Source organism: Phenylobacterium sp. (assembly GCF_036677185.1).
Lineage (GTDB): Bacteria > Pseudomonadota > Alphaproteobacteria > Caulobacterales > Caulobacteraceae > Phenylobacterium.
Map to the genome: position 1 here is coordinate 93,246 of NZ_JAKFEN010000017.1, position 12,457 is coordinate 105,702.

At 69.8% G+C, this 12,457-nt stretch carries 12 protein-coding genes; 3 read left to right on the forward strand and 9 right to left on the reverse strand.

Features of this window, described 5'->3' with window-relative positions:
• The first annotated feature begins 21 nt into the window (after nucleotides 1-21).
• Entirely contained in the window at nucleotides 22-1,833 is a 1,812-nt protein-coding gene (locus tag V6M51_RS07720) for an ABC transporter ATP-binding protein (RefSeq protein WP_332766052.1), read from the forward strand.
• Nucleotides 1,830-3,701 (forward strand): ABC transporter ATP-binding protein, encoded by a 1,872-nt coding sequence (locus V6M51_RS07725; protein WP_332766054.1) that lies wholly within the window; start codon nucleotides 1,830-1,832, stop codon nucleotides 3,699-3,701. Before V6M51_RS07720 ends, V6M51_RS07725 begins: the two co-directional genes overlap by 4 nt.
• A 3-nt stretch (nucleotides 3,702-3,704) precedes the next feature.
• Here V6M51_RS07725 and V6M51_RS07730 read toward each other — a convergent pair whose 3' ends face one another.
• From V6M51_RS07730 to V6M51_RS07745, 4 genes are read right to left on the reverse strand one after another with little or no spacing between them, the layout of a single operon-like run.
• Nucleotides 3,705-4,544: an SDR family NAD(P)-dependent oxidoreductase gene (locus tag V6M51_RS07730; protein ID WP_332766056.1), complete on the reverse strand. Its 840-nt coding sequence runs from the start codon at nucleotides 4,542-4,544 to the stop codon at nucleotides 3,705-3,707.
• A gap of 4 nt (nucleotides 4,545-4,548) precedes the next feature.
• The gene (locus V6M51_RS07735) at nucleotides 4,549-5,307 is read right to left on the reverse strand and encodes an N-acyl homoserine lactonase family protein (RefSeq protein ID WP_332766058.1); all 759 of its coding nucleotides are present in this window, start codon (nucleotides 5,305-5,307) and stop codon (nucleotides 4,549-4,551) included.
• The gene (locus V6M51_RS07740; RefSeq protein WP_332766059.1) at nucleotides 5,304-5,870 is read right to left on the reverse strand and encodes a carboxymuconolactone decarboxylase family protein; all 567 of its coding nucleotides are present in this window, start codon (nucleotides 5,868-5,870) and stop codon (nucleotides 5,304-5,306) included. Before V6M51_RS07740 ends, V6M51_RS07735 begins: the two co-directional genes overlap by 4 nt.
• On the reverse strand, nucleotides 5,842-6,504 hold the full coding sequence (locus V6M51_RS07745) for a TetR/AcrR family transcriptional regulator (protein ID WP_332766060.1): 663 nt from the start codon (nucleotides 6,502-6,504) through the stop codon (nucleotides 5,842-5,844). The genes V6M51_RS07740 and V6M51_RS07745 overlap by 29 nt, the downstream gene beginning before the upstream one ends.
• A gap of 109 nt (nucleotides 6,505-6,613) precedes the next feature.
• Here V6M51_RS07745 and V6M51_RS07750 point away from each other — a divergent pair, with 109 nt between their 5' ends.
• Nucleotides 6,614-8,269: a M28 family metallopeptidase gene (locus V6M51_RS07750; protein WP_332766062.1), complete on the forward strand. Its 1,656-nt coding sequence runs from the start codon at nucleotides 6,614-6,616 to the stop codon at nucleotides 8,267-8,269.
• A 183-nt stretch (nucleotides 8,270-8,452) separates the two neighbouring features.
• Here the strand turns inward: V6M51_RS07750 and map are convergent, their stop codons facing one another.
• The 5 genes from map to V6M51_RS07775 all read right to left on the reverse strand — a co-directional run bounded on the left by map (nucleotide 8,453) and on the right by V6M51_RS07775 (nucleotide 12,350).
• Nucleotides 8,453-9,199, reverse strand: coding sequence for a type I methionyl aminopeptidase (gene map, locus V6M51_RS07755; RefSeq protein ID WP_332766064.1), 747 nt, complete (start codon nucleotides 9,197-9,199; stop codon nucleotides 8,453-8,455).
• 15 nt (nucleotides 9,200-9,214) lie between these two features.
• A complete protein-coding gene (locus V6M51_RS07760; RefSeq protein WP_332766065.1) occupies nucleotides 9,215-10,192 on the reverse strand; it encodes an NADPH:quinone oxidoreductase family protein in 978 nt (325 codons plus the stop codon).
• Nucleotides 10,173-11,231 (reverse strand): alpha/beta hydrolase, encoded by a 1,059-nt coding sequence (locus V6M51_RS07765; protein WP_332766067.1) that lies wholly within the window; start codon nucleotides 11,229-11,231, stop codon nucleotides 10,173-10,175. The genes V6M51_RS07760 and V6M51_RS07765 overlap by 20 nt, the downstream gene beginning before the upstream one ends.
• Entirely contained in the window at nucleotides 11,224-11,853 is a 630-nt protein-coding gene (locus tag V6M51_RS07770; RefSeq protein WP_332766069.1) for a TetR/AcrR family transcriptional regulator, read from the reverse strand. The genes V6M51_RS07765 and V6M51_RS07770 overlap by 8 nt, the downstream gene beginning before the upstream one ends.
• 86 nt (nucleotides 11,854-11,939) lie before the next feature.
• A complete protein-coding gene (locus tag V6M51_RS07775; RefSeq protein ID WP_332766071.1) occupies nucleotides 11,940-12,350 on the reverse strand; it encodes a hypothetical protein in 411 nt (136 codons plus the stop codon).
• Nucleotides 12,351-12,457 lie beyond the last annotated feature (107 nt).

The following is a 12,457-nucleotide window of genomic DNA, read 5'->3' on the forward strand; positions in this document are numbered from 1 at the left end:
CCGAAGGTGGATGTCAGTCAGATGCCCAGGGTCTTGCAGCGGATCACCGCCCTGGCCTTGAAGTATCCGGGTCGCGTGTCGCTGGCCATCATCTGCTCCCTTGGGTCCGCCGTGGCGAGCCTCGCCTTGCCGCGGCTGTTCGGCAACGCGGTGGACCAGGCCCAGGTGCTGCTCACGGCCGGCGCCGGCCACGCGGGCGAGGCCCAGGCGGCGCTGTGGGGCACGGCCCTGCTGGTGATCGCGGCCACCATCGTGCGGGGCCTGATGACCATGGCCGCCGGCTATCACGGGGAATATGTCAGCCAGCAGGTGGGCTACGACCTACGCCTGCGGTTCTTCCAGCAACTCCAGCGGCTCAGCTTCGGCTTCCACGACCGCATCCATTCCGGCGACCTGATCACCCGGGGCATGCTCGACCTGGAGGGGGCGCGGGTTTTCATCCAGGGCGGCATGATGCAGGCCCTGACGCTCGCCCTGCTGCTCGGCTTCGCCAGCTACATGATGCTGTCCACGGACCTGGTCATGGGCCTGATCGGCCTGGCCTTCGTGCCGGTCGCCGGGGCGGCGCTGGGGCGGATGGGCTTCCTGCTGCGGGTCACCTGGCTGCGGGTGCAGGAGCTGATGGCGATCCTGACGCTCACCATGGAGGAGAACCTGCAAGGCATCCGCGTGGTGCGCGCCTTCGCCGGCAAGCGCTTCGAGATGGCCAAGTTCGACGCCGCCTCGCTGGATGCGCTCCACTATTCCTACAAGCGCATCACCCTGCGTTTCCGGGCGGTGTCGGTGATGCAGGTCTCGTTCTACGGCTCCATGGGGGTGCTGCTCTGGTACGGCGGCCACAAGGTGATCGACGGGACCATGACGGTGGGCAAGCTCACCGAGTTCCTCACCTACATGACCCTGCTGCAGACCCCGATCCGCCAGATCGCCATGATCTTCAACGCCGCGGCGCGGGCCACTTCGTCCGGGGCGCGGCTGTTCGAGGTGCTGGACCTGGAGCCCGAGATCGCCGACGCGCCCGGCGCAAAGCCGCTGGCGCCTACCGGGGGCACGCTGCGGTTCGACCATGTGGATTTCGCCTATGACCCGGGCGGCAAGCAGATCCTGAAGGACATCAGCTTCGAGGTGCGCGCGGGCCAGACCCTGGGCGTCGTCGGCCCGCCGGGCAGCGGCAAGTCGACCCTCGCCAACCTGATTCCGCGTTTCTACGACGTGACCGGCGGGGCGATCACCATCGACGGCCAGGACATCCGCGACGTGACCTTGGCCAGCCTTCGGGAATATGTCGGCCTGGTGCAGCAGGAGGCCTTCCTGTTCGACAGCTCCATCGGCCACAACGTCGCCTATGCCGACCCCTGGGCGGCCGAGGAGCGCATCGTCGACGCCGCCAAGACCGCCCAGATCCACGACCATATCGCCGGCCTGCCGGAGACCTATGAGACCCGGGTGGGCGAGCGCGGCGTGGCCCTGTCGGGCGGCCAGCGCCAGCGGATGAGCATCGCCCGCGGGGTGGTGCCCGGACCGGGCGTGATGATCTTCGACGACTCCACGGCCGCCATCGACGCGGTGACCGAACGGCGCGTGCGCGACGCGCTGGCCCACGCCACCCAGACCAAGGCCACCATCGTCATCGCCCACCGCCTGTCGTCCCTGATGCACGCCGACCACATCATCGTCCTGGACGACGGCCAGGTGGTCGAGCGCGGGACCCATGCCGAGCTGGTCCGGCAGGGCGGGGTCTATGCCGACCTCTATGAGCTGCAGACCCGCTCCGACGCCGAGGCCGTGCTGGACGATACGCCGATCCTCGAGACCGAGGAGGTCCGCGGATGAGCGACCTCACCGCCGACATCCCCCCGAACGAGGCGCCGCGCCAGCCGCGCGCCTCGCTGGGCTCCTCCGAGGGCGACGACATCTTCGGGACCTTCGACACCAAGGTCGCGCGCCGGTTCCTGACCTTCCTCAAGCCGCACAAGAAGGCCTTCGCCATGGCGGTGGTCGCGGTGCTGTTCGCCGCGGTCTCGGTGGTGGCGATTCCGGCCGTGATCGGCCAGGCGGTCAATTCGGCGGTGACCGGGGACGCGGGGAAGCTGGACCGCACGCTGATCGCCTTCGCCGGCCTGGTGGCGGTCTATTCCGTCGCCTTCTTCGTGGAGCAATGGCTGTCGGCCCGGCTGGCCCAGCGGGTGATCTTCGACATCCGCCGCAGGATGTTCGACCACTTCCAGGACGTCTCGCTGTCCTTCATGGACAAGACCCATGTGGGCCGGATCATGGCCCGACTGCAGGGGGACGTGAACGCCCTGCAGGAGTTCCTGGAGAGCTCCACCGGCGCCATCGGCGACGTGGTCATGCTGGTGGGCATCACGGCCGTCCTGCTCAGCATGGACCTGAAGCTGGGGCTGCTGACCCTGACCGTCCTGCCGGCGCTGATCGCGATCCGCGCGATCTGGCTGCCGTTCTCGAAGTCCAGCTTCCGCGAGGCGCGCGACGCCTCGTCGACCGCCAACTCGGCCCTGGCCGAGAACATCAACGGCATCCGCACCGTGCAGGAAACCCGCCGCGAGGCGGTGAACTTCGAGCTCTACAAGGAGAAGGCCCGCGAGAACATGGACGCCCAGAACGGGGCGGCCTGGATGACCCAGATCATGGTGCCGACGGTGGACGTGCTGACCGGCTTCGCCATGGCCATCGTCATCGTGGTGGGCGGCGGTGCGGTGCTGGGCGGGCGGCTGGATGTCGGCGTCATGGTCGCCTTCATCTTCTATGTGCAGCGGTTCTTCGATCCCGTCCGCATGCTGTCGATGCAGTACACGATCATGCAGCGGGCCATGGCGGCGGGACACCGGATCTTCGAGGTGCTGGACGTCTCAATCGCCATCCAGGACAAGCCGGACGCCATCCCGCTGAAGGACATCCCGGCCACGGTCGAGTTCAGGAACGTCACCTTCGGCTACGACCCGGCTCGCCCGGTGCTGCACGACATCAGTCTGACCGTGCGGCCCAAGGAGGTGGTGGCCCTGGTGGGGCCGACCGGCTCGGGCAAGACCTCGATCATCGCGCTCAGCCACCGGTTCTACGAGGTCGACCAGGGCCAGGTGCTGGTCGGCGGCCACGACGTGCGCGACGTGACCCTCGACAGCCTTGGCGCCACCATCGGCATGGTGCTGCAGGAGCCGTTCCTGTTCACCGGCTCCATCGAGGAGAACATCCGCTACAACACCGCCGGCGCCACGACCGAGGATGTGATCGCCGCGGCCAAGGCGGTCTCGGCCCACGATTTCATCATGCGCCTGCCCGAGGGCTACCAGACCATGCTGGGCCAGCGGGGCCGCAACATCTCCATGGGCCAGCGGCAGCTGATCTCGTTCGCCAGGGCCCTGGTGGCCGACCCGCAGATCCTGATCCTCGACGAGGCCACGGCCAATATCGACTCCTTCACCGAGCAGGCGATCCAGAAGGCGCTGAAGGTGCTGTTCGCCGGCCGCACCTGCATGGTCATCGCCCACCGGCTGGCGACCATCCGCGACGCTGACCGCATCGTGGTGCTGCAGCAGGGCCGCATCCTGGAGCAGGGGCCGCACGACGAGCTGATGGCCCAAGGCGGGCTCTATGCCCACCTCTACACCTCCGCCCACGCCTCCTTCGACGACCAAGTGGTGGCGGCGACCGGCGACGCGGAATTCGCTACCCGGACGTAAGGCTCAGAGACCGCTGGCGCCGGAGTCCACGGCCAGTTGCTGGGACGTCACATAGACGCTCTCGTCGGACATGAAGAACAGGGTGGCGTAGGCGATCTCCCAGGCGGTGGCCTGGCGGCCGAAGGCCAGGTGCTCGCCCTTGCCGCGGGAGGGCCGGCCCGCCCCGGCCGTGCGGCCGTTGGGAGTGTCGACCAGGCCCGGATAGACGGTGTTGACCCGGATGCCGCGCTTGCCGCCCGCCAGGGCGCTGTGGCGCATCAGGGCCGCGAGCGCCGCCTTGGACGTGTCGTAGGCCACCAGTTGCGAGCCGGCCCGCAGGGCGGCGATCGACGAGATCAGCACGATGGGCGAGCCGGCCTCCAGCCGCTCCAGCCCCTCGCGGCAACAGAGCATGGCCCCACGCAGGTTGATGGCGAAGATCCGGTCCCATTCCTCGAGGTCAAAGCCGCGCAGCCCCGTGCCGCCGAAAGTCCCCACATTGTAGACCAGGCCGTCCAGGCCGCCTCTGAGAGCCGCCGAGGCCTCCTCGAACATCCGCACCATGTCGGCCTCGACAGTGACGTCGGCCTCCACCGCCTCTGCCTGGCCGCCGGCCTCGCGGATCAGCGCGACGGTCTGTTCGGCGCTGGCCAGGTTGGCGTCGGCCACGGCGACCTTGGCCCCCTCGCGGGCGTAGAGCAGGCACATGGCGCGGCCGTTGCCGATCGGGTCCGTGGCGGCGTCGAACACCCGCTGGCCGCCGCCGACCACCAGGATGCGGCGCCCGGCCAGCCGGCCGCGGCCGGGGGCCTCACCGAGGGACTCGGCGCTGGGCGGACGGGGTTTCAGTTCGGTCTGTGTCATGGTCCTAGCCCAGCCTGATCGGCGCTTGGGGGATGGACTTCCAGAATGCCGGATCGTGGCCGTACATGATCCGTGCGCCCCGAGCCTGCATCTGGCGGAAGCGGTGGAACACCGACACGGCCGCGGCCTTGTCGGCGATCACCCCGGGGGCGTGCAGGTTGTCCAGGGATTCCTTGAGGTAGCAGGCGTCGCCGCACAGGATGAACTCACCGTCGGCCGTCCGCACCCGCAGCGACTGGTGGCCCGGCGTGTGGCCGTAGGTCGGCAGGCAAACCACCGAGCCGTCGCCGAACAGGTCGTGCTCACCGTCCACCTGCCTGAGCCGCTGGCCGGTGTCGAAATCCTGCTTGAGGTAACCCGCGGCTGCGCCGGCGGCGAAGGCGTGGCTGACCTCGCGGCCCTGGACCACCACATCGGCGTTGGGGACCTGGGCGTTGCCGCCGGCGTGGTCATAGTGCCAGTGTGAATTGATCACGTAATCCACCGAGGCGGCGTCGACCTGCATGGCCGCCAGCCGGGCGGCCAACTCCTCGCCGGGGTGGAAGTGGAAGGTCGCGTATTTCAGGCCCGCCTCGCCCATATAGCCGACCGGGTCGGTCTGGGCCTGGATATGCAAGCCGGAGTCGAACACCGCCCGGCCCTTCGGATGGACGATCAGATAGGCGGGGATCGGCACCGTGATCCAGCCCTCGCGGCCCTCCAGCAGGAAGCCGTGCGGAATGGTCAGGTGACCGCAGGTGAAGGCGTAGAGCTCGACGCTCACGCCGGCGCCGCCGCGCGCTGGGCGGAATTGAACACCGTCATGCCGGCGGGCGGATCGATCGGCGTGCAGGTCGCCTCGGTCAGCCTCGCCATGGTCATGTAGAAGCCGATAGTCAGGATCGCCTCGACAATCTCGCGGTCGGAGAACCAGCGCTTGGCTTCGGCGAAGACCGCGTCTTCGACGCGCACGGTCTCGATGACCTGGCGACCGAAGGCCAGTAGGGCCCGCTCGGCGGAGTCGAAGACCGAGGCTGTCAGGTCGCCCTCGCCGATGGCGGCGATCTGGGCGGACGGCACGCCAACGCCCTCGGCGATGGGGACGTGCTGCACCCATTCATAGGCGCCGCCCTCCAGGTTCGCGACCAGCAGGATGAGGAGTTCGCGCAGGGGGTGGCTCAACTCCTGCTTGGCCAGGATCGCCCCGCCCAGGCGCATCTGCGGCACGGCGCAGGTCTCTGCATGGGCCATCATCCGGAAGATGTTCAGCTTGACGGCGGCGGCGCGTAACGCCTCGCCGGCCTCCCCGGTGGCGGTGTCAGGATCGACGAGCGGCAGGCGGCCCATGGGCGTCTCCGAGCTGAAGCGCGGCGATGAGCGCCAGGAAGGTGTCGAGGAACCGGTCGAGGGCGGCGCGGACGCGCGCGCGCGTCGAGGCCTTGGCCGGCATGATGTAGTGCTCGAGCCGGATGAAGGTCAGGCCGGCCATGAACAGCCGGGCGGTCTCGCTCGGCTGGGGCGCGGCGATCGGCTCACCGAGGGCGAAGCCGCTGAAAAAGCGGGTAACCATCCCAAGTTCGTCGGAGAACAGCGCCTCGACATAGTGCGCGCGCTCGCCCTCGAACCGGTTGCGCTCGGCCAGGATCAGTTCCTGGAAGCGCTGCTCGCGGGGATCCGACCATTGGTCGAGCAGGTCCTCGACATAGAGTCGGCAGAAGGCGGCCGGGTCGTTCTTCACCGCCGCGTAGCGCGGTCCGCGCAGGCGGTCGGCCGAACTGGCCGGGCCATGGGCGTCGATCAGGGCGTGGTAGATCGCCTCCTTGCCCGCGAAGTGGTTGTAGAGGCTGCTCTCCCGCAGGCCGACCGCCCGAGCCAGCCGGCGCACCGAGGTCCCCGCGTAGCCGTGCTCGGCGAATAGTTCCAGCGCCGCCTCGAGGATGCGTGCGCGCGTGTCCTTGACGAGGGCGGGTTCGAACTTCATGGCGCCACCACTAACGAACGATCGTTCGTTTGGCAATCGACCCGGCCGGGTGCCCGAACGCCGAAGCCGGTGTAAGGGTCGTCGCCTCGTCGTTTCCGGAGCGTTCTCCATGCGGATCCTCGCCGCCGCCCTCTCGGCCTTCCTCGCCACCGCCGCCCAGGCCCAGGAGTCCGGCCCCATCGATCCGGCGCGGCTGTCGGCGATCGTCAAGACCATGGCCGCGCCGGAGTTCGAGGGGCGCGGGCCGGGCTCGCCGGGGGAAGCCAAGACCATCGCCTACCTGACCAAGGAATTCGCGGCGCTCGGCCTGGAGCCGGCCGGCGAGAAGGGGGCCTGGACCCAGGACGTGGCCCTGGTGAAGTTCGAGCTGCCGGGCGCCTCGACGATCTCGCTCGGCCAGGACGGCGTCTCGCGGCCCCTGGTGCGGGGAACCGACATCTCGGTCTCCACCCTGCGGCCGGTGGACCGGGTGGCGATCAAGGACGCGCCGCTGGTCTTCGTCGGCTACGGGGTGACCGCCCCCGAGCGCGGCTGGGACGACTTCAAGGGCGTCGACCTCAAGGGCAAGATCGCCGTCTTCCTGATCAGCGACCCCGACTTCGAGGCCAAGCCCGGCGAGCCGGTGGCCGGGACCTTCGGCGGCCAGGCGGCGACCTACTACGCCCGCTGGACCTACAAGTACGAGGAGGCCGCCCGCCGCGGGGCGCTCGGCGCCCTGATCGTCCACGAGGCGCCGGGGGCCGGCTACGGCTGGTCGACGGTGATCGCGTCGAACGGCGAGGCCTTCGACATCGTGCGGGCCGACCCGGCCAAGGACAAGCTGCTGCTGCAGGGCTGGCTGACCCGCGAGGCGTCGGTCGATCTCTTCAAGCGCGCGGGCCTGGACCTGGAGGCCCAGAAGGTCGCGGCGCGGACCAAGGCCTTCCAGCCCGTGGTCCTGAAGGGCGCGAGCTTCTCGGCCGATTACGCCGTGGCCCACACCCAGGTGATCAGCCGCAACGTCATCGGCAAGCTGACCGGCGCCAAGCGGCCTGAGGAGAGCGTCATGTTCTCGGCCCACTGGGACGCCTATGGCCTGGGCGCGCCGGACGCCGCGGGCAAGGCCGACCGTAGCGGCGCCCTGGACGACGCCATCGGGGTGGCCGGGGTGATGGAGATCGCGCGGGCCTTCAAGGCCGGGCCGCGCCCCGACCGCACCCTGGTCTTCGCCGCCTGGACCGCCGAGGAGCGCGGCCTGCTGGGCTCGGAATATTACGGCGTCCATCCGACGGTCCCGCTGGAGACCATGGCCGCCAACCTGACCATCGACGTGCTGCAGCCCGTGGGGCCGGCCAAGGACGTGGTGCTGATCGGGGCCGGCCAGAGCGATCTGGAGGACCAGCTCGCCGCGGCGGCCAGACGCCAGAACCGCACGGTCACCCCCGACGCCCATCCGGAGCGGGCGTTGTTCTTCCGGGCCGACCATTTCAGCCTGGCCAAACGGGGTGTGCCGGTGCTGCTGCTGATGGGGCTGGGCGGCGGCCAGGACCTGATCGAGGGCGGCCGCGCGGCCGGCGAGGCCTGGGTCAGCGACTACACCGCCAACTGCTACCACAAGACCTGCGACGTCTGGCGCGCCGACTGGGATCTGCGCGGCGCGGCCCAGGACGTGGCCCTGCTCTATGAGATGGGCAAGGAAACCGCCAACTCGACGGCCTGGCCCAACTGGAAGCCCGGCTCGGAGTTCAAGCCCGCGCGCGACGCCAGCGCCGCCAAGCGGAAGTAGGCGCGAGCAGCGCAGCTTCCCCCTCTCCACCCGCTTGCGGGGGGAGAGGGTAGGGTGAGGGGGGCGTCTCCGCCGCACTGAGCTTGTTGCTAGACCGAATTGCGCCGCTTCGCGTCGCGAACCCTCGCCCTACCCTCTCCCCTCAAGCGGGGAGAGGAGGAGTTCGGCCGGCGCTCTCGTCCTTCAGGCCAAGGTCAGGATCACCGGCCCGCTGCGCGTCGCCACCAAGGTGTGCTCGTACTGCACCGTGGGCTGACGGCCAGGCGGGGTGAGCGTCCAGTGATCGTCACCTTCCTCCACCCAGTCGGCGCCCAGGGACAGGAAGGGCTCGATGGTGAAGACCAGGCCCTCATGGATGCGGCGGGTGTCGCGCGGCTCCCACCAGGTGGGGATCTCGCCCGGATCGTCGTGCAGCGAGCGGCCGACCCCGTGGCTGGCGAGGTTCTTGACCAGGGTGTAGCCGTTGCGGTCGGCGAAGGTCTCGATGGCCTTGCCGATCTCGTTGAGCCGCCCACCGGACTTCACGGCGCGGATGCCGCTCCACATGGCCCGGCGGCCGTCGCGGCACAGGCGCTCGATCCTTGGGGTCACAGGCGGCACCGCGAAGCTGGCGCCGGTGTCGCCGAAATAGCCGCCGAGCTCGGCCGAGACGTCGATATTGATCAGGTCGCCGGCCGCCACCTTGCGGTCGTCGGGAATGCCGTGGGCGCAGTCGGGGCCGACGGAGATGCAGGTCGCGCCCGGGAAGTTATAGGTGATCTCCGGGGCCGAGCGGGCGCCCTCGCGCTCCAGCATGGCGCGGCCGAGCTGGTCCAGCTCACGAGTGGTGATGCCCGGCTCCAGCGCCTTGCCCATGGCTTCCAGGGTGCGGGCCACCAGCCGTCCGGCGGCCTTCAGGCCCTGGAGGTCGTCGTCGTTTTCGATGGTCATTTCACATCCCGCTCATCACAGATCCGGCCGGATGATCGTCTTGCCGATCACGGTGCGCTCGGCAAGCGTGTCGAAGGCCGCGCGCCAGTCGTCGAGGGCGTATTCGGCGTGGACGCGGGGCTTCATGTGCGGGGCCAGGTCCCAGATGGCGGCGTTGTTCTCGCGGCCTTTCTCGGGGAGCTGGCGGCCGTATTCGCCGGCGCGCACGCCCATCAGGGAGATGGCTTTGATCAGGGCGATATTGACCGGCATGACCGGCAGGCGGCCCGAGGTGAAGCCGATGGAGAGGATGCGGCCGTTGAAGGCGATGCAGCGGATGCTCTCGTCGAAGACGTCGCCGCCCACGGGATCGTAGATCACATCGGCGCCGCGGCCGCCGGTGATCTCCTTGACCCGCTCGCGGAAGCCGCCGGTGACATTGACGATGGCGTCCGGGGCGTATTCCCGCTGGATGACCGCCAGCTTGTCGTCGGAAGCCGAGGCGGCGATCACCTTGCAGCCGAGATGCTTGGCGAGATCCACGGCGGCCAGGCCCACGCCGCCGGCCGCGCCGTGGACCAGAACCCACTCGCCGGCCTCGACCTGGGCGCGGCGGACGAAGGCCACATAGGCGGTGAGATAGGCCACGGCGTAGCCCGCCGCCTGGCTGAAGCCGAGCGAGGGGGGCTTGGCGCGCAGGGCCGCAGCGGGGGTGACCGCATACTCCGAGAAGCCGCCGATCCGCGCGCCGCCGACCACGGCGTCGCCGAGCTTCCAGCCGGTGACGCCCTCGCCCAGGGCGTCGATCTCGCCGGCCAGCTCCATGCCGGGGATGAAAGGGATCTGCGGCTTGTGCTGGTGCTCGCCCCGCGTCTGCATCAGGTCGGGGAAGTTGACCGCCGCGGCGCGGACCTTGATCCGCACCTCGCCAGGGCCGGGATCGGGGGTGGGGATTTCCTTGACCACGCAGCCGGCGTAATCGGGCTTCAGTTCCTCAACGACCAGCGCGCGCAATTCGTCCCTCCAGGCCTTCCCGCACCAGGCCCGCGATCTCGCGGCAGGCGGTGTCGGCGGCCGGGACCGCGCCGGTGAAGGCGGTGAAGGCGTGGGCCAGGCTGTCGTAGCAGCGGTAGATCACGGGCGACCCCGCGTCAGCCAAGCGCTTGGCGTAGGCCTCGCCCTGGTCGACCAGAGGATCGAAGCCGGCGGTGACGATGACGGCCGGCGCCAGGCCCGAGAGGTCTGGCTCGCGCAACGGCGAGAGGGACGGATCGGCCGGGTCGGCGTCGGGACCCATATAGTGGCCCATGAACCAGTCCATCATCGCCGACGACAGCGGGAAGGCCTCGCCGTAGGTGGTCATGGACTGGGTCTCGCTGGCCACGTCCACGCAGGGGTAGATCAGCAGCTGCAGGGCCGGCTGCGGCTCCCCGGCGCGCTTCATCTCCTGACAGATGATGGCGGCGAAGTTGCCGCCCATGGAGTCTCCGCCGATGGCCACATGGCCGGGCGGCGCGCCGAAGTCCTGCGCATGGTCGCGGACATGGCGGTAGGCGGCGAGCACGTCGTCCAGGCCGGCGGGGAAGCGGTGCTCGGGCGCCAGGCGGTAGTCCACCGAGACCACGGCGGCGCGGCCCACCTTGGCCAGGACCGAACAGAAGGCGTCGCAGGTGTCGAGATCGCCGATCACGCCGCCGCCGAAGTGGGCGAAGACCATGACCGGGGCGCTGGGGTCCTGACTCGCCGGTCGATAGGCGCGGGCGGGAATCGGGCCGTCCGGTCCGGGGATCTCCAGAGGCTCGACGCGGACGCCGGGCTCGCGCTCGCCGCTAAGCGCCACCAGGCCCTGGGTGTTGGCGCGCCGCGCCTCCTCCGGCGACAGGCTGGTCATGGCCGGGCCGCGCGAAGCCTGGGCGGCCAGGAACTGCAGGCGGGGATCGAGGGTGCGGCCCCCGACATAGACAACGCCGCCGCCGGCCATCAGCCGCAGGATCGGCGAGGGCAGCGACAGGAGGGTGCGGACCAGGAAACGCTGAACGCGCTGGTCAGCCATCGCGCCTGGCCTTGGGCAGGCCCCTCAGGCCCCCCTGGATCATGGCGACGGCGAACTCAGTGGCGGTTTTGACGTCCACGGGACGGCGCGACAGCATCTTGTCGCCGACCTCGCGGGCGACGGCGATGCACGAGGCGGCCAGGTAGTCGGGATCGGCCGCCGGCGCCCCGCCGCGGGCGATCTCCTCGATAATCGCGTCGCGCACCTCGTTGAAGACCGCCTTCATTTCGGGCGTCTCGCCGTGGACATGGGGATGGGTCTCGCCCGGCGGCCGCTGGGCCTCCCAGTTCTTGTGCACGTCGGCCAGGAACAGGAAATAGGCCTGGATGGCGGCGTGGACGAACTCTTCCCAGTTGGCCGACTGGGCGCGATGGGCCTTGAGGATGGGCGCGAACTGGCGCGCGCCCTCGTCGGAGAGGGCGACGTACACCTCCTCCTTGGACTTGAAGTAGTTGTAGAAGGTCCCGGCGGCCAGGCCGGTGCGGCGGATGATGTCGCGCACCGTGACCGTGTCGTAGCCCAGCTCGCCGAACACCTCGCGGGCGGCGTCCAGGATGGCCTGGCGGTTGGCGACCTTGGTGAGTTCGCGCTTGCCGGAGGGAAGATAGGCGACTTCGGACATGTAGGACTGACTCGGAGAAAACTGACGCGCGTCATTCTAGTCATGCGCGGGCGTGCGCGCCAACTTCCTGCGCTCACCAGGCGAGATTAGGCGGCCGGAACCCCCGGTTGCGGGCTGGGCGCGTCGCAGCGGGCGCGGCACTGGCCCCAGGCGGCCGGGCATTCGTCGACGCTCTCGCCGGACAGGCAGAAATAATAGCTGCGCGCGCAGGACAGCCGGCAGGCGCCGCCATCGACCGAGGCCGGCCGGGCCAGGGGGGCGAGCATGGGCGGCAGCGGAGCCGGGGTGGAGGCCCACGGTTGGGGCGCCTCGGTCTTCGCCGGCCCGCCGCGGGCCTCGGCGGTGGCCTTGGCCAGGCCGTCCAGTGATCCGGGCGTGGTGGGGACTACGATCCGCCCGCCCTGGAACTGCGGTTCAGCGGCGGGCTTGGCCTGCTGGGCGCCCGCCGGGCCGGCGGCCAGGACGGCGAGGCTCAGGAGCAGGGGGAGGAGGCGCATGGCGTCATCCTCCTCCTGCCGCCCTTAAGACCTGGTTAACCATGATTAGACCGTGCGCTGGGGCCGGTCAAAGAAAAGGGGCCGCCTCTCGGCGACCCCTCGTAAAA

Excerpts from the sequence above, each read along its gene's own strand:
- V6M51_RS07720 (WP_332766052.1), top strand. The coding sequence starts at position 22 with ATGCCCAGGGTCTTGCAGCGGATCACCGCCCTGGCCTTGAAGTATCCG.
- V6M51_RS07725 (WP_332766054.1), top strand. The coding sequence starts at position 1,830 with ATGAGCGACCTCACCGCCGACATCCCCCCGAACGAGGCGCCGCGCCAG.
- V6M51_RS07730 (WP_332766056.1), bottom strand. The coding sequence starts at position 4,544 with ATGACACAGACCGAACTGAAACCCCGTCCGCCCAGCGCCGAGTCCCTC.
- V6M51_RS07740 (WP_332766059.1), bottom strand. The coding sequence starts at position 5,870 with ATGGGCCGCCTGCCGCTCGTCGATCCTGACACCGCCACCGGGGAGGCC.
- V6M51_RS07745 (WP_332766060.1), bottom strand. The coding sequence starts at position 6,504 with ATGAAGTTCGAACCCGCCCTCGTCAAGGACACGCGCGCACGCATCCTC.
- V6M51_RS07750 (WP_332766062.1), top strand. The coding sequence starts at position 6,614 with ATGCGGATCCTCGCCGCCGCCCTCTCGGCCTTCCTCGCCACCGCCGCC.
- map (WP_332766064.1), bottom strand. The coding sequence starts at position 9,199 with ATGACCATCGAAAACGACGACGACCTCCAGGGCCTGAAGGCCGCCGGA.
- V6M51_RS07765 (WP_332766067.1), bottom strand. The coding sequence starts at position 11,231 with ATGGCTGACCAGCGCGTTCAGCGTTTCCTGGTCCGCACCCTCCTGTCG.
- V6M51_RS07770 (WP_332766069.1), bottom strand. The coding sequence starts at position 11,853 with ATGTCCGAAGTCGCCTATCTTCCCTCCGGCAAGCGCGAACTCACCAAG.
- V6M51_RS07775 (WP_332766071.1), bottom strand. The coding sequence starts at position 12,350 with ATGCGCCTCCTCCCCCTGCTCCTGAGCCTCGCCGTCCTGGCCGCCGGC.